General features: G+C 72.1%; 13 protein-coding genes. 8 read left to right on the plus strand and 5 right to left on the minus strand.

What is annotated here, in order from left to right; translation table 11 throughout:
* Positions 1 to 59: 59 nt before the first annotated feature.
* The gene (locus ACWGUG_RS16135; protein ID WP_378882136.1) at positions 60 to 542 is read left to right on the plus strand and encodes a gluconokinase; all 483 of its coding nucleotides are present in this window, start codon (positions 60 to 62) and stop codon (positions 540 to 542) included.
* Between the two features lie 6 nt (positions 543 to 548).
* On the opposite strand, the gene ACWGUG_RS16140 is transcribed toward ACWGUG_RS16135, so the two are convergent.
* The gene (locus ACWGUG_RS16140) at positions 549 to 674 is read right to left on the minus strand and encodes a hypothetical protein (protein WP_336396468.1); all 126 of its coding nucleotides are present in this window, start codon (positions 672 to 674) and stop codon (positions 549 to 551) included.
* A gap of 257 nt (positions 675 to 931) precedes the next feature.
* Here ACWGUG_RS16140 and ACWGUG_RS16145 point away from each other — a divergent pair, with 257 nt between their 5' ends.
* Complete coding sequence (locus tag ACWGUG_RS16145) at positions 932 to 1,579, plus strand: 50S ribosomal protein L25/general stress protein Ctc (RefSeq protein ID WP_336396467.1); 648 nt, start codon at positions 932 to 934, stop codon at positions 1,577 to 1,579.
* 107 nt (positions 1,580 to 1,686) lie between these two features.
* Positions 1,687 to 2,271, plus strand: coding sequence for an aminoacyl-tRNA hydrolase (gene pth / locus ACWGUG_RS16150; protein WP_336396466.1), 585 nt, complete (start codon positions 1,687 to 1,689; stop codon positions 2,269 to 2,271).
* Between the two features lie 8 nt (positions 2,272 to 2,279).
* Here the strand turns inward: pth and ACWGUG_RS16155 are convergent, their stop codons facing one another.
* Entirely contained in the window at positions 2,280 to 2,870 is a 591-nt protein-coding gene (locus ACWGUG_RS16155; protein ID WP_452325290.1) for a hypothetical protein, read from the minus strand.
* 83 nt (positions 2,871 to 2,953) lie between these two features.
* Between ACWGUG_RS16155 and mfd the strand changes: the two genes are divergently transcribed.
* Positions 2,954 to 6,592: a transcription-repair coupling factor gene (mfd, locus tag ACWGUG_RS16160; RefSeq protein WP_378881480.1), complete on the plus strand. Its 3,639-nt coding sequence runs from the start codon at positions 2,954 to 2,956 to the stop codon at positions 6,590 to 6,592.
* 21 nt (positions 6,593 to 6,613) lie between these two features.
* On the opposite strand, the gene ACWGUG_RS16165 is transcribed toward mfd, so the two are convergent.
* Both ACWGUG_RS16165 and gdhA read right to left on the minus strand, forming a co-directional pair.
* Positions 6,614 to 7,561: a DUF1214 domain-containing protein gene (locus ACWGUG_RS16165; RefSeq protein WP_452325291.1), complete on the minus strand. Its 948-nt coding sequence runs from the start codon at positions 7,559 to 7,561 to the stop codon at positions 6,614 to 6,616.
* Positions 7,562 to 7,611: 50 nt separating this feature from the next.
* Positions 7,612 to 8,994 (minus strand): NADP-specific glutamate dehydrogenase, encoded by a 1,383-nt coding sequence (gene gdhA, locus ACWGUG_RS16170; protein WP_452325292.1) that lies wholly within the window; start codon positions 8,992 to 8,994, stop codon positions 7,612 to 7,614.
* 198 nt (positions 8,995 to 9,192) lie between these two features.
* Between gdhA and ACWGUG_RS16175 the strand changes: the two genes are divergently transcribed.
* Both ACWGUG_RS16175 and ACWGUG_RS16180 read left to right on the plus strand, forming a co-directional pair.
* Positions 9,193 to 9,792: a gamma carbonic anhydrase family protein gene (locus tag ACWGUG_RS16175; RefSeq protein WP_336396766.1), complete on the plus strand. Its 600-nt coding sequence runs from the start codon at positions 9,193 to 9,195 to the stop codon at positions 9,790 to 9,792.
* A 101-nt stretch (positions 9,793 to 9,893) separates the two neighbouring features.
* Complete coding sequence (locus ACWGUG_RS16180) at positions 9,894 to 11,594, plus strand: MFS transporter (RefSeq protein ID WP_336396461.1); 1,701 nt, start codon at positions 9,894 to 9,896, stop codon at positions 11,592 to 11,594.
* Positions 11,595 to 11,609: 15 nt separating this feature from the next.
* Here the strand turns inward: ACWGUG_RS16180 and ACWGUG_RS16185 are convergent, their stop codons facing one another.
* Positions 11,610 to 14,282, minus strand: a complete 2,673-nt coding sequence (locus ACWGUG_RS16185) for a phosphoenolpyruvate carboxylase (protein ID WP_378881473.1) — start codon at positions 14,280 to 14,282, stop codon at positions 11,610 to 11,612.
* A 162-nt stretch (positions 14,283 to 14,444) separates the two neighbouring features.
* On the opposite strand from ACWGUG_RS16185, the gene nhaA reads away from it, so the two are divergent.
* On the plus strand, positions 14,445 to 15,641 hold the full coding sequence (gene nhaA, locus ACWGUG_RS16190; RefSeq protein WP_336396459.1) for a Na+/H+ antiporter NhaA: 1,197 nt from the start codon (positions 14,445 to 14,447) through the stop codon (positions 15,639 to 15,641).
* A complete protein-coding gene (locus ACWGUG_RS16195; RefSeq protein WP_452325293.1) occupies positions 15,638 to 16,306 on the plus strand; it encodes a MazG family protein in 669 nt (222 codons plus the stop codon). Before nhaA ends, ACWGUG_RS16195 begins: the two co-directional genes overlap by 4 nt.
* Positions 16,307 to 16,313: the final 7 nt, after the last annotated feature.

Raw genomic sequence — 16,313 nt, forward strand, 5'->3', positions numbered from 1 at the left:
CGTCTCACTCCGGCGCGACCGCCGGCAGTCCCGCTGCGCAAGGCCCCCGGATCGTCGTGATGGGTCCGAGCGGCTCGGGGAAGTCCGCGGTGGGGAGCGCGGTGGCCGCACGCCTCGCTCTCCCGTTCGTCGACGCCGATGACCTGCACCCGGAGGCGAACGTGGCGAAGATGGCCGCCGGGGTGCCGCTGGACGACGCGGATCGGATGCCGTGGCTGGACGTGGTGGCCGCCGAGCTCCACGACGCGCCCGGTGGAGTCGTGGTCGCGTGCTCGGCGCTGGCACGACGCTATCGGGAGCGCATCCTCTCCGGCGCACCGGCGACGGTCTTCGTCGAGCTGCGGACGTCCACCCGCGAGCTGGCCCGGCGCATGGCGACGCGCGAGCACTTCATGCCGTCGTCGCTGCTGGCCTCCCAGCTGCAGACGCTGGAGCACCTGGAGCCTGAGGAGCCGGGCGTGGTGGTGGCGGGGGACCCGCCGCTGGCGGACGTCGTCGACGCCGCGGTTCACGCGATCCGGCGGTATCCGGCGCTCCGATAGCCCCGTTCAGTCCTTGTTGCGGTACGCCTGACGCCCGAGGCCCCAGAAGGCCAGCGCCGTCCCGAGGGCGCCGACCGCGGCCATCGCGCCGATCAGCCAGAGCAGGGCGTGAGACCAGAAGCCGTATTCCATGGGGTCCTCCGTGTGAGCGGGAAGTCGGTGCGTTCCTCATCGTAGTGGGGGCGCTGGTAGACTCGTGTCGAACTTCGGCGAGGGATGCCTCGCGCCTGTCGGCCACCGGCGGGCTGCGGCATCCGTGATCGACGCGGTGATGCGGGCCCCCGGCTTTCCTCACGCGCGCGCGTTCGAGTCGAAGACACCCCCGATACCCACGGTCCGCCACCTCGCGGGCCGAGCGACAACGGGCCCCAGGCCCGCAAGGAGAACCCATGTCCACTGAGGTCGACACCAAGGTCCAGGCCGAGCTGCGCGAGAACTTCGGCAAGGGCTTCGCCCGCCGCCTGCGCGCCGCCGGCAAGATCCCCGCCGTCATCTACGGCCACGGCACCGATCCCGTCCACGTGGCCCTTCCGGGCCACCAGGTGTCGCTGCTCATCCGCCGCGCCAACGCGGTGCTCGAGCTCGATCTCGACGGCAAGGCGCAGCTGACGCTGGTGAAGGACGTCCAGAAGGACCCGGTGCACCAGATCATCGAGCACATCGACCTCCTCGTCGTGAAGAAGGGCGAGAAGATCCAGGTCGACGTCCCGGTCATCGTCAACGGCGAGCCCTTCGCCGGCACGATCGTCAACCTGGACGCGCAGACCGTGGCGCTCGAGGTCGAGGCGACCCACATCCCCGAGCACATCGAGGTCGACGTCGAGGGCCTCGAGGAGGGCACGCACATCACCGCCGGCGAGCTCACGCTGCCCCGTGGCGCGACCCTCGCCGCCGACCCGGAGATGCTCGTCGTCGCCATCTCGGTCCCCGCTGCCACGCTGGCCGCCGAGGACGAGATCGCCGAGGCCGACGCCGAGGTCGCCGCCGAGCAGTCGGAGGCTTCCGAGACCCCGGCCGAGGAGAACGAGTCCGAGTAAGCCTCGGAGCGCTTTTCAGGCGAGGGGGTGCGGATGCCGCACCCCCTCGTCCCGTTCCACGACGAGCTCGATCCGGGCCGGACGCCCGGTCGGGCAGGATGGAAGTCATGGCAGAGGCGTGGCTGATCGTAGGCCTGGGCAACCCGGGGCCCCGATACGAGCTGACCCGCCACAACGTCGGCCAGCTCGTGGTCGACGAGCTGGCGGGACGGCGCGGCGAGTCCTTCAAGACGCACAAGGCGAACGCCCGCGTGGTCGAGACGTGGCTGCGGCCGGGCGGCGCGAAGCTGGTGCTGGCGAAGCCGAACACGTTCATGAACGTATCGGGCGGTCCCGTCGCAGGGCTGGCGAAGTTCTACGGGATCGACCCCGCGCACGTCGTGGTGATCCACGACGAGCTGGACATCCCGTTCGACACCATCAAGCTGAAGGTCGGCGGCGGCCACGGCGGTCACAACGGCGTCCGCGACGTCGCCAAAGCGCTGGACACCCCGGCGTTCCCGCGCGTGCGCGTCGGGATCGGCCGCCCGCACGGCCGGCAGGACCCGGCGGACTGGGTGCTCGACCCGTTCGGCGCCACCGAGCGCAAGAACCTCCCGATCCTCCTGGGCGACGCCGCCGACGCCGTGGAGCAGCTGGTCGACGAGGGACTCCTCGCCGCGCAGCAGAAGCACCACGCGCCCCGCGAGTGACTCCGGGCTCAGCCCGCGGCGAGGCCGGCCGTCAGGAAGCCCTGCGCCACCGCGCCGTAGGCGATGGGGCCGAGAGCGGCGATGATCACCGCCGCGATGCCGGCTCCCCGTCCGCGGGAGGTCACGATGGCCACCACGCCCTGGATGAGCGCCCACAGGCCGAGCGCGGTGCCGGCCCAGAAGGCGATCTCGCCCATGAGCACCCAATCCCGCACGGGCGAGAGGATCGACCAGTCGAAATCGCCGGTGGCGGTGCGCGCGCTGATCTCGCGACCCGCTCCGAGCCCGATGTTGAACGCGGCGACCGCCGCGAGCAGGCTCGCGCCGACCGTCGCGATGAGAGCCAGGCCGAGGGCGACGAGTCCGAGCGTGCCGCGGCGCCGCGCGGGTGCGGGTGCCGCGGAGGGCGACATGGCCGGCGCGGCGCCGGGAGTGCCGCCGAACCCGGCGGGCGGCGCATAGCCCGGCGGGGGCGCGTACGCGGAGGCGGGCGGAGGACCGAACGGTGCCGCTCCGGGCGGCGCCCACGTCTGCGGGGGTGCGGGCGGGGGCGGGGCCGGCGTGGCCGAGGGCTGCGAGGGATCGCTCACGCGACTCATCCTAGGAGCGCCGACGACGTTCGCGGCCGCCCCGCCCCTGGCTCGCGGCGCCCGGTGTCGGCGGCGCGTCGTAGACTCGTGCGGTGACAGTTCCCGGGATCGTGCGCGCCCTCGAACAGGCTGAACCGTTCCGGGACGCTGTGGCCGCGGCATCCGTCGACGCCGACTTCTCGCTCGTCGAGGGCCTCGACGCCCCCCTCCTGGCGGCGCTGGTGGAACGCCGGCGCGCCGCCGGGCGTCCGCCTGCCGTGCTCGTGATCGCCCCGACGGGGCGCCGTGCCGAATCCCTCGGGCCTGCGCTGGGAGCGCTGCTGCCCGGAGCCGAGGTGCTCCACTTCCCGGCGTGGGAGACGCTGCCGCACGAGCGGCTGAGCCCGAGCGCAGAGACGGTGGGCGCCCGCCTCGACATCCTCCGCCGGATCGCACGATGGGACGCCTCGACGCCGCTCGTGGTGACCGCATCGGTGCGCGGCGCGATCCAGCCGCTGGCGGCGGGACTGGACGACGTCGAGCCGATCGAGATCGTCGTCGGCGGCCGCGGGCACGACCTCGGCGAGGTGTCGGCGCGACTGGTGGAGCTCGCCTACCACCGGGTCGACATGGTGTCGCGACGCGGCGAGTTCGCCGTACGCGGCGGCATCCTCGACGTGTTCCCGCCGACGGCCGCCCACCCGTACCGCGTCGAGTTCTTCGGCGACGAGGTGGACCAGATCCGCGCCTTCTCGGTGGCCGACCAGCGCTCCCTCGCCGGGGATGTGCGCGAGGTCACGCTGCTGCCGAGCCGGGAGCTCCTTCTCACCGAGGCCGTGCGCGGACGCGCGCGACAGCTCAAGGACGAGTTCCCCGGACTCGCCGCGATGCTCGAGAAGATGGCCGAGGGCATCCCGGTCGAGGGGATGGAGTCGCTGCTTCCGGCCGTGGTCGACGACCTCGTGACCCTCGCGGACTACCTCCCCGAAGGATCCGCCGTCGCGCTGGTCGATCCCGAGCGCGCCGTCACGCGCGCGATCACGCTGGGCGAGACCAACCGCGAGTTCCTGGACGCGGCCTGGAGCGCGGCGACAGCGGGCGCCCGGACCCCGGTCGACCTCGGTGCCGGCGACTTCCTCACCCTTCCCGAGCTCCGCGAGGCGGCGCGCGAGCGGGGGAGTGTCTGGTGGCGGATGAGCTCGTTCGACTCCGGGCAGGCCGATGCCGTGGCCGAAGGCCTCCTCGACGCCGCGATCGACGACGACGTCGACGTCGCGCTCGAGGCCGCTGCGGCGATCCGCGTCCCCGGCGCCCCCGTGCCCTCATTCCATGGCAACGTCGACGGCGCCACCGAGCATGTCGGCGCGCTCCTGGCCGAAGGGTGGCGCGTCGTGGTCGCCGCGTCGGGCGCCGGCCTCGTGGAGCGGGCGCGCGATGTCCTCGCCGAGCGGGGCATCGCCGCGCGCAAGGTCGACGAGGTGCACCACGCCCCCGAACCCGGCATCGCCCACGTCGTGGTGAGCGTCCTCGAGCGCGGCTTCCAGTTCCCCGACGCCAAGCTCGCGGTGCTCACCGAGTCGGAGTTCTACGGCAGGACCATCGGCGGCGACAGCCGTGTCGTGAAGAAGCTCGCGTCGCGACGCAAGACCGTCGTCGACCCGCTGCAGCTCAAGGCCGGCGACTACGTCGTTCACGCCACGCACGGCATCGGCAGGTTCGTCGAGCTCACCCAGCGCGAGGTCTCCAGCGGCGGGCGCAACGCCGTGAAGAGCGTGCGCGAGTACCTCGTGCTGGAGTACGCGCCGTCCAAGCGCGGCTACCCGGGCGACAAGCTGTTCGTGCCCACCGACCAGCTCGACCTGCTCTCGCGCTACGTCGGCGGCGAAGCGCCGTCGCTGTCGAAGATGGGCGGCAGCGACTGGGCGCAGGCCAAGAGCAAGGCCCGTCGCGCGGTGCGCGACATCGCCGTCGAGCTCGTCAAGCTGTACTCGGCGCGCATGGCGTCCAAGGGGCACGCGTTCGGCCCCGACACCCCGTGGCAGCGGGAGCTGGAGGAGGCCTTCCCCTTCGCCGAGACCCCCGATCAGCTGCAGACGATCGACGAGATCAAGGCCGACATGGAGAAGCCGATCCCGATGGACCGGCTGCTGTCCGGCGACGTCGGATTCGGCAAGACCGAGGTCGCCGTGCGCGCGGCCTTCAAGGCCATCCAGGACGGCAAGCAGGTGGCGATGCTGGTGCCCACGACACTCCTGGTCAAGCAGCACCTCGAGACCTTCACCGAGCGGTTCGCCGGGTTCCCGGTCAAGGTGCGGGCGCTGTCGCGGTTCCAGACCGACAAGCAGGCGCGCGACGTGGTCGCAGGCCTCGCGGACGGCACCGTCGACATGGTCATCGGAACGCACCGCATCCTCACCGAGAAGGTGCTGTTCAAGGACCTCGGCCTCATGATCATCGACGAGGAGCAGCGCTTCGGCGTCGAGCACAAGGACCAGCTGAAGAAGCTCAAGACCAACGTCGACATCCTCGCGATGAGCGCGACGCCGATTCCGCGCACCCTCGAGATGGCTGTGACCGGCATCCGCGAGATGTCGACGCTGCAGACGCCGCCGGAGGACCGGCACCCGATCCTGTCCTACGTCGGCCCACGCAACGACAAGCAGATCGCCGCGGCGATCCGCCGCGAGCTGCTGCGGGAGGGGCAGATCTTCTACGTCCACAACCGCGTGCAGTCGATCCAGCGCGTCGCATCGCAGCTGGCCGAGCTCGTGCCGGAGGCGCGGATCGTCGTCGCGCACGGGCAGATGGGGGAGCACCAGCTCGAGCAGGTCGTCGACGACTTCTGGGAGCGCAAGGCCGACGTGCTGGTCTCCACGACCATCATCGAGACCGGCCTCGACATCGCCAACGCCAACACGATCATCATCGACCGCGCCGACAAGTACGGGCTGAGCCAGCTCCACCAGCTGCGCGGCCGCGTCGGCCGTGCGCGCGAGCGGGCGTACGCGTACTTCCTGTACGACGACCAGAAGCCGCTGAGCGAGACGGCGGCCGACCGCCTCGAGACGATCGCCGTGAACAACGACCTGGGCTCGGGCATGCAGGTGGCGCTCAAGGACCTCGAGATCCGCGGCGCGGGCAACCTCCTCGGCGCCGAGCAGGCCGGGCACATCGCCGGCGTCGGGTTCGACCTGTACCTCCGCATGATCGGCGAGGCCGTGGCGACCTTCCGGGGCGAGGACACCGAGGGCCCGACGGAGCTCCGGCTCGAGCTGCCGGTGCAGGCGCGCATACCCGATTCGTACATCGACAGCGAGCGACTGCGTCTCGAGGCCTACCAGAAGCTGTCGGCGGCCGCATCCGTCACCGCGGCGCCCGACGCGATCGACCTGGTGATCGAGGAGCTGACCGACCGCTACGGGGAGCCGCCGGCGGAGGTCGAGGGGCTGCTCGCGGTGGCGCGGCTGCGGCGCCGCGCCGGTCAGGCCGGCCTCGCCGACGTCGTCGCGATGGGCCCGAACCTGCGCATCGCGCCGGCGAACCTGCCCGATTCGATGCGGGTGCGGCTGCAGCGCCTGCACCCGAAGGCGAAGGTCGTCGCCGGCGGCGAGGCGCTGGTCGTGCCCCTGCCGACCGCAGGCGGCGAGCAGCTCGGCGACGACGAGCTCGTCGCGTGGGTGGCGCAGCTCATCGAGCAGCTCTGGCCCGAGAAGAAGGCGGAGCCGGCGGCGGCCGAGGCGGCGACGGCCTGATCGGGCGGCGGTGCGCCGGACTCAGGAGCCGGACGCCTCCAGGCGCGGGAAGGTCCACGAGCCGTCGAGCACCTCGGGGTGCGGCCGGTAGAGGCGCACCAGGTAGTTCCAGCCCTCGGTGACGGGGATCGCGTTGGCCGTCCCGGGCGGGAAGTCGCCGAAGCGCACGGTGGTCGACCCGTCCGGATTGCGCACGCCGGTGATGCTGTTCACGGTGTACGCGTCGCGGTCGTTCGGTTCGAAGAAGCCGGCGGCGTTGTAGACCGAGATGGACCAGAATCCGTCGACCGGCACCTCGCCGACGGTGAGCTCGTACCGGCCGACGGGGAGGCGGGGATCCTCGCTGACGTAGACCGCCTCGCTGGTGGGCAGCCCGCCCCAGCCCGCGGCGGTGCCGATGAGGTGACGGATCGGGTCGACCTCGTCCCGCGTGCCGAAGGTGCGGTCGAACGACGTCAGGTTGCGGGCGAGTGCCAGGAGGGCGTCGCGGGTCTCGTCGAGCGAGCCGGTGTCGTAGTCCGGATAGTCGAAGGCGGCAGCGGAGGCTGCTGTCAGACCCATGGCGTCCTGGATCTCGTGCACGGCAGCCAGGTCGTCGGCGTCGCCGGGATCGACGAGCGTCCGCACGGCCACCACGACGTGGCGGCTGCCCGGTCGGGCTGCGCTCAGCTGGTACGCACCGGCATCGTGGTAGACCGCCACGACGTGGTGATCCTGGTCGAGCACCATCGCGGACAGGTAGCGGTCTCCGTGCTCCGGGAGCGTCAGCGTCGCCTCGGCGGTCGCATCCACCACGGCGAAGCTGTACAGGGTGTCGCGGTTGAGCCGGATGACGGTCTGGTCGTCGATCGCCGCAGGCGTCCGATTGTGCACGAACCGGTTCACGCCGCCCGCCTTGTGCTGGAGGTCGCGGAACATGCGGTCCGTCTCGGCGCGGGTGAAGTTGTCGGCGCTCACGTGGATGCTCACGACGCCGATCCTGACACATCGGCCTGGAGGCTCGCGAAGCCGCGGTCGGCTCAGATGACGCCCTGGGCCAGCATCGCGTGCGCGACGCGCTCGAAGCCGGCGCAGTTGGCGCCGACGACGTAGTCGCCCGGGTGACCGAACTTCTCGGCGGCGGCGAACGCGGAGTCGTGCACGTCGGCCATGATGGCACGCAGCTTCGCCTCGCTGTCGTCGAAGCTCCAGCGCTGTCGGGCCGCGTTCTGGCTCATTTCCAGGGCGGACGTCGCGACGCCGCCGGCGTTCGCGGCCTTGCCGGGGCCGAAGAGCACACCCGCCGACTGGAACAGCTCGATCGCCTCGGGCGTCGAGGGCATGTTGGCGCCCTCGGCGACCGCGCGCACCCCGTTCGCGACCAGCGCGCGGGCGTCCTCGGCCTCCAGCTCGTTCTGCGTCGCGCTCGGGATCGCCACGTCGACCGGCACCTCCCAGGGACGCGCGCCCTCGACATAGCGCGCGCCGGAGCGGCGCGCCGCGTACTCCGAGATGCGCGCGCGCTCGATCTCTTTGATCTGCCGGAGGAGGTCGACGTCGATCCCGGCGTCGTCGACGACATAGCCGGAGGAGTCGGATGCCGTCACCGGCGTCGCGCCGAGCTGGCGTGCCTTGTCGATGGCGTAGATCGCCACGTTGCCCGAGCCCGAGACGCCGATCCGCTTGCCCTCGAGGGTCTCACCGTGGACGCCGAGCATCTCGTCGACGAAGAAGACCGCGCCGTAGCCGGTGGCCTCGGTGCGCACCTCGGCGCCGCCCCACTGCACGCCCTTGCCGGTGAACATGCCCGACTCGTGGCGGTTGGTCACCTTGCGGTACTGGCCGAACAGGTATCCGATCTCACGGGCGCCGACGCCGATGTCGCCGGCCGGCACGTCGGTGTGCTCGCCGAGGTGGCGGTAGAGCTCGTTCATGAAGGACTGGCAGAAGCGCATGATCTCGGCGTCCGACCTGCCGTGGGGATCGAAGTCGCTGCCGCCCTTGGCGCCGCCGATGCCCTGGCCGGTGAGGGCGTTCTTGAAGATCTGCTCGAAGCCGAGGAACTTGATGATCGAGAGGTTCACCGACGGGTGGAACCGCAGGCCGCCCTTGTAGGGGCCGAGGACCGACGAGAACTGCACCCGGTAGCCGCGATTGACCTGCAGGCGTCCGGTGTCATCGACCCACGGCACGCGGAAGAGGATCTGGCGCTCGGGTTCGACGAGCCGCTCGAGGATGCCGCCGTCGACGAACTCCGGGTGGGCTTCCAGCACCGGCGCGATGGACTCGAGCACCTCGTGCACCGCCTGCAGGAACTCCGGTTCGTGCGGGTTGCGCGCCTCGACGGTGTCAAGGACGAGGCGGATGGAGTCGGAGGCGGCGATCGCGGCGGGGGGCGAGGCGATGGGCAGCGCAGAAGTCATGGTGCAGGCTTTCGGGGGGTGGAGCGATGGGCCGGGATGCGGCACCTTTTCACCCTACCCACGGCCGAACGGCACTCGGCCCGTGTGACGCCGGTCCCCGGCGCCCGGCGCCGGGCGCGGGGCTGCGGCATCGCACTACGCTGTGAACCGAGCCGCGCCGGCGCCGATGACGCACGGCAGCGGAGGCGAGGAGGCATGATGCGATTCGAGCACCTCGGGGTCACGCCCCGGATCCATCCCGACGCGGTGGTCGCCCCGACGGCGGTGATCAGCGGCGACGTCGTGATCGGACCCGACTGCCAGATCCTGCACGGCGCGGTCGTCACCGCGGAGGGCGGCGCGATCACGCTCGGGTCGAACGTCATCGTGATGGAGAACGCGCTCATCCGGGCGACCGCCACCAACCCGGTGCACATCGCCGACCACGTCCTCGTCGGGCCGATGGCGAGCATCTCTGGAGCGGTGGTGGAGGAGGAGGTCTTCCTGGCCACCGGCACGCGGGTGTTCAACGGCGCGTATGTGGGAGCGCGAAGCGAGGTGCGCATCAACGCCGTGGTGCACCTGCGGACGACGCTGCCGCCCGACTCCACCGTGCCGATCGGATGGGTCGCGGTCGGACACCCGGTGCAGATCCTCTCGCCGGACCGGCACGAGGAGATCTGGGCCGCGCAGCGGGAGCTCGACTTCCCCGGCTACGTCTTCGGCCTCGACCGCGAGACGCCCGACCTCATGGTGCAGCTCACCGAGCGCTACGGACGCAGCCTCGCCCGCCACGCCGACGACCGCCGGCTGGACTGACGCGAGCCCGTCGCCTTCTCCGGGCGGGCCGGCCCGCCGGCGTTGCGCGAAGCGACCTCGGGACCCTGGTGGGCGCTCGCGGGAGCATCTAGGGTCGGTCCATGGGCCTTCTGGGGACCCGATCGAAGCTCGAACAGGCTGCGGGGGCCTTCTCGAGCAACTGGCGCAACCCCAATCTGCGCCGCGCCCAGCTGAGCTTCCTCGGCGCCTGGACGGCGGAGTGGGCCTTCACCGTCGCGCTGGGGATCGTGGCCTACAACGACGGCGGCGCGCTTGCGCTGGGATTGGTCGGCCTCCTGCGCATGCTTCCGTCGGCCCTCCTGGCGCCGATCCTGTCGCCCTTCGCCGACCGCGGACGGCGGGAGCGGGTGCTCGTGACGGTCTCGCTCCTGCGCGGGGCGGCGACCGCTGTCGCCGCGGCGGTGGTCGTCCTCGCCGGCCCGGTCCTCGTCGTCTACGCGCTGGCCGTGCTGTCCACGATCGCGGCGACCCTCTTCCGCCCGGCCCACTCCGCGCTGCTGCCGACGCTGTCGCGCACCGGGCACGAACTCGCGAGCGCGAACGTGGTTCGGGGTCTGCTCGACTCCGTCGCGACGCTCATCGGACCGCTGATCGCGGCGGTCCTGCTGGCGGTCGCCGACGTGTCGATCGTGTTCGCGGTCGCGGCGGCGGCCTCCTTCTGGGCGGCAGTCCTGCTGCTTCGTGTCCGCTACGACGCGCCCCCGCGGCCACCGGCGCCGCGACCCGACCTGATGCGGGAGGCGATCGACGGCCTTCGCGCCGTCGTGCGCAGCCGCGACCTCCTGCTCATCCTGGGCCTCGCGGCCGCTCAGGCGCTGACGCGCGGCGCGCTCACGGTGTTCTCGGTCGTCGTCGCGATCGAGCTGCTGGGCATGGGCGAGTCGGGCGCCGGCGCATTGATGGCCGCCGTGGGCGTGGGCGCAGTCGTGGGGTCGCTGTGCGCCTCGCTGCTGGTCGGCACCGGACGACTCGGCGCGTGGTTCGCGGTGGGGGTCGCGCTGTGGGGTCTGCCGATCGCGCTGGTCGGCGTGTTCCCCGGGCAGGCGGCCGCGCTGCTGCTGCTCTCGTTCGTCGGCGTCGGGAACGCGCTGATCGATCTGGCGGGGTTCACGCTCATCGGCCGACTCGCCCCCGACGAGGTCATGGCCCGCATCTTCGGCGTGCTCGAGAGCCTGGTCGTCATCTCGATCGGCGTGGGGTCGATCCTGGCCTCGGCACTCATCGCCTGGCTCGGCCTGGAGCCCGCCCTCATCGGCATCGGCCTCATCTGCCCGGTGCTGGCGATGCTCTCGTGGTGGCGCCTGCGCCGGCTGGACGGCGCGGTCGGCGCGCTGGATGCCGACGTCGCCCTGCTGCAGCGGGTGCCGATGCTCCAGCCCCTGCCGCTTCCGGCGATCGAGCAGCTGGCGCGGGGGCTCGAGCCGGTCGACGTGCCCGCCGGGCGGGCGGTGTTCGTGGCCGGGGACGTCGGCGACCGCTATTACGTCATCGCGTCCGGTGAGGCGGACGTGATCGGCGACGATCGCGTGGTGGCGACGCTGGGGGAGGGCGAGGGGTTCGGCGAGATCGCACTCCTGCGACGCACCCGGCGCACGGCAACCGTCGTGGCGCGCACGGCACTCGCGCTGAAGGGGCTGGCGGCGGACCGCTTCATCGCCGTCGTCGTCGGATACGGTCCCAGCGCCCGCACCGCCGCCGCGGCGGTCGACGTCCGGCTCGGCCGCTACGCACCCAAGGGCACGGCGGGCGAGGCGCCGGCCGCCGAGGACGGGCAGCCCTGACGCGCGAGCGCGTGCTCAGCCGGTGTTCTGGAGGCCTGCGGCCACGCCCGAGACAGACAGCAGCAGGAGGCGCTGGAGCTCGGGATCGACGGGTGCCCCCTCGGGTGCGGCGCGCAGCGCCCGCAGGGCGCGCAGCTGCAGCAGCGACAGCGCGTCCACGTAGGGGCTGCGCATCTTGACCGCGCGCTGGAGGACGGGCTTGTTGCCGAGCAGCTCGGTGCCGCCGGTGACCCGGATCACCCAGTCCCGCGTGAGCCTCATCTCGTCGCGCACGAGGGCGGCGAGGTCGTCGCGGTCGCCGAGCTCGAGGTAGTGGCGGGCGATCCGGTCGTCGGTCTTGGCCAGGCTCATGGCGACGTTGTCGATCAGGGTGCGGAAGAGCGGCCACTCCCGGTAGGCCCGCTGCAGCAGCTCCTCGTCGCCGACGCGCTCGAGGGCCGTGCCCAGCCCGAACCAGCCGGCGAGGTTGATGCGGGCCTGGGTCCACGCGAACACCCACGGGATCGCGCGCAGGTCCTCGAGGGACTCGACGGAGAGCCCGCGCCGCGCGGGACGCGAGCCGAGCGCGAGGTGGCCGATCTCCTCCATCGGGGTGACGCGGGCGAACCAGGGCGCGAAGCCGGGTGCCTTCACGAGCGAGAAGAAGCGCTCGCGGGATGCCTCGTCCATCGTCGCCGCGACGGCGGCGAACTCGTCCGCCGCCGCCCTGTTGCGCTGCTCGTTGGACGGCGCGGATGCCAGCAGGATGGCCGCGGCCACCTGGTCGATGTGGCGCATCGCGATGGCGGGATCGCCGTAGCGGGCGAAGATGACCTCGCCCTGCTCGGTGAGCTTGAATCGGCCGTCCACCGAGTGGGGCGGCTGCGCGAGGATCGCGGAGTTCGCCGGCCCGCCGCCGCGTCCGAGGGCTCCGCCTCGGCCGTGGAACAGGGTCAGCTCGATGCCGTTCTCGTCCGCCCACGCGGCGATCTTCGCCTGCGCCTCGTACAGCGCGAGGTTCGCGGCGACCGGTCCGACGTCCTTCGACGAGTCCGAGTAGCCGAGCATGACCTCCAGGCGCCGGCCGGTGGCATCCAGACGCGCGGCGAATTCGGGGTGCTGCACGATCTCGGCGAGGATCGCGGGGGCCGCCTGCAGGTCGGCGAAGGTCTCGAACAGCGGGATCACGTCGAGCACCGGCGGCGTGCCGTCGGGTCCGACGGCGAAGCGGGCGAGCTTGTGAACCGCCGCGAGGTCGTCCGCCGACTGCGTGAACGACACGATGTACCGTCCGGCCGCTCGCGGGCCGTAGCGCTCCTGCAGGAACCCGACGCTCCGGATCACGTCGAGCACCTCCTCGGCCTGCTCGCTGAGCGGGCCGCCCGCTTCGAGTTCCGCCAGCACCTTGGCGTGCACGGCCGAGTGCTGACGCACCTCGAGCTCGGTCAGGTGGAACCCGTACGTCTCCACCTGCCACAGCAGCTGCTGCAGGTGCCCGTACGCCTGACGGGGCGCGCCCGCCTGCACGAGCGAGTCCTGGACCACCCGCAGATCGGCGAGGAGGTGCTCCGGATCCCGGTAGGCGAGGTCGGCGTCGCGCTGACGCGTCGCCTCGATCTTCCGGGCGATGAGCAGCAGGATGCGGCGGTGCGGCTCGTCGGGCGATCGCTTGGCGATCTCCTTCGCCGCGTCCTCGTCGGCGGCCTTCATGCGCTGCCACAGGGCGACCAGCGCGTCGCTCGGCGGCGTGGTGGAGGCATCCAGCGTCAGCGTCCGCCCGATGCGGCTCGCCGTGCGCTCCAGACCGAGCAGCACGTGCTCGCTGGCGATCGCGGATGCCTTGCGGGTGACGGATGCCGTCACGAACGGGTTGCCGTCGCGGTCGCCGCCGACCCACGAGCCGACGCGCACGAAGGAGCGCACGACGGGGGCGCGGCCTCCGGCGGCGGGACCCTGCAGCGCGTCGTCGACGCGGCGGTACACGTGGGGCACGGCGGTGTAGAGCGTCTCGTCGAAGACGGCCATCACCGCGCGCACCTCGTCGGTCGGCGAGGGCTTCTCGGGGCGCAGCGGAGCGGTGCGCCAGAGCGTGTCGATCTCCTCCAGCATGCGCCGCTCCGCCCGCCGCTCGTCCGCGCCGTTGCGCAGGGACGCGTCGTGCTCCTCGAGCAGGGCGGCGAGCCGCCGGATGCTCGACGACACCGCCCGACGGCGCGCCTCGGTGGGGTGGGCCGTGAAGACCGGGTGGAAGCGCATGGCCTGGAGGCGCTGCAGCGCGGTGTCGTCGCCGACCTCGGCGGCCAGGCGCACGAAGGCCGCGGCGACGGAGTCGGTGGCCTGCTCGCGGTCGGGGCGCCCGTCGCGCTCGCGGAGGACACGCACGCGCTGGTGCTCCTCGGCAAGGTTCACGAGGTGGAAGTACGCCGTGAACGCCCGGGCGACCTCGTCGGCGCGGGCGATCGTGAAGGACTCGGCGATCTCGGCGGCGCGGGCGAAGGCCTCCGGCGTCTCATCGGTGTAGGCCTGGATGGTCGCGGTGCGCAGTCGCTCCACGTCCTCGTACAGCCCGGGCGAGCCGCTCTCGCGCAGGACCTGCCCCAGCAGCGTGCCGAGCATGCGCACGTCGCCGCGCATCTTCTCGGGAATCGCCTGCTCCGCCTCGAATCGTCCGACGAGGTCGATCGCTTCGGTGTGGGTGAGTTCGCGCATCCCTCCAGGCTAACGGCGCGTCGTTTCGGCGACGTCACGCGGGACGCTGTGTGACGAAGGCCGCCGGGCGCCGTCCGGATAGACTGGGCCCCTGGTGTGCCGGGAAGTCTGGTCGGCGCGGTGCTTCGGCGCCGGAACCCGATGATCGACGAAAGGACCCGTGTGTCCCTGCTCCGCTCTGCCCGCTTTCCGGCGATCGTCCTCCTCGCGGCGGCGATCCTCGCGCTCGTGCTCGCCAACTCGCCGCTCGGACCCGCGGTCGCGTCCGTCAAGGATGCCTACGTCGGCATTCCGGGCGTGTTCGAGATGTCGGTGGGGCACTGGGTGCAGGACGGGCTCCTGGCCGTCTTCTTCTTCATCGTGGCCGTCGAGCTGCAATACGAGCTCACCAACGGCGAGCTGAATTCGGCGCGCAAGGCGCTGCAGCCGGCGATCGCGGCCGCGGGCGGCGTCATCGTGCCGATCGGCGTGTTCCTGCTGTTCGCGGCACGCTCCGACGCGGTCGACGGGTGGCCGATCCCCACCGCGACCGACATCGCCTTCGCCCTCGGCGTGCTGGCCGTCTTCGGCAGGGGCCTTCCCTCCGGGATCCGCATCTTCCTCCTCGCTCTGGCGATCCTCGACGACATCGTCGGCATCGTCTTCATCGCGGTGCTGTTCACCGAGGACGTCAACGTCGGGCTGCTCGCGCTCGCCGCGGTGGTCGTGATCGTGTTCGGCTTCTTGAGCCGCCGGCTCGACACCCGCGCGCAGGTGCCGATCGCGATCGTGCTCGGCGTGCTGGCGATCGCCACGTGGGTGCTGGTCTACCTGTCGGGTGTCCACGCCACCATCGCCGGCGTCGCACTCGGTCTCGCGATGGCGCAGCGTCCCGCCCTGCGCACCCGGCACGAGCTGGAGCCGTGGGTGAACGGCATCGTGCTTCCCCTGTTCGCGTTCTCGGCGGCGCTCGTCGTCATCCCGTCCGTCTCTCCGTCGCAGCTGTCGCCGGCGTTCTGGGGCATCCTCGTCGCGCTCCCGGTCGGCAAGGTCATCGGCATCTCCCTCGCGGGCTGGATCTCGCTGCGCGTGGGCAACCGCGGCGCGACGCCGCATCTGTCCTTCGCCGACCTGCTCGCGGCAGGAGCCCTGGGCGGGATCGGCTTCACCGTCTCGCTGCTGCTGTCCGAGCTCGCGTTCTCCGGCGATCCGCTCCTGCGCGACGAGGCGACCCTGGGCGTGCTGGGCGGATCGATGATCTCGATCCTGCTCGCGGCGGTCCTCGTTGCCCAGCGGGCGCGGCACTACCGCCGCTCGGAGTCCGCGTCGCCGAGCGATGAGATGCCCCCGCCGGCCGCGACGGAGGGCCAGATCGCATGACCGCCGGATCCGGTCCCGCGTCCGACCCGCTGCGCGAGGCGGCCGACGTCATGCGCGCGGTGCGCGACCGCTGCGTGTGGACGCAGCAGATCGACCACCGCGCACTGGTCCCGTACCTCGTCGAGGAGAGCGCGGAGCTCATCGACGCCGTGGAGGACGGCACCCGCGACGAGCTGCGCGAAGAGCTGGGCGACCTGCTGTGGCAGGTGCTGTTCCACGCCGAGATCGCCTCGCGCGACCCCGAGGCGCCGTTCGACATCGACGACGTCGCCCGCGGGCTGACCGAGAAGATGGTGCGACGCCACCCGCACGTCTTCGGCGACGCCGTGGCGACCACGCCCGAAGAGGTGCTCGTGCACTGGAACGCCGCCAAGGCAGCGGAGAAGCACCACCGACGCTCGGTGCTGGAGGGCGTGAGCGAGCGGATGCCGAGCCTCGCGCTCGCCCAGAAGCTGCTGTCCAAGGGGTCGCAGGTCGGGGTCTCCGCGACGGCCGGGTCGTCCGAGCCGGACTCCGAGGCCGAGCTCGGCGACGCGCTGCTGGCCCTCGTGGCGACGGCGCGCGCCAACGGGTGGGACGCCGAGCGCGCGCTGCGCGAGCGTCTGCGCGGGCTCGAGCACGACATCCGCGCCGCCGAAGGAACCCCGGGCGACCTGGAAGGATAGGGGCGTG

The organism is Microbacterium sp. NPDC055455 (assembly GCF_053619935.1).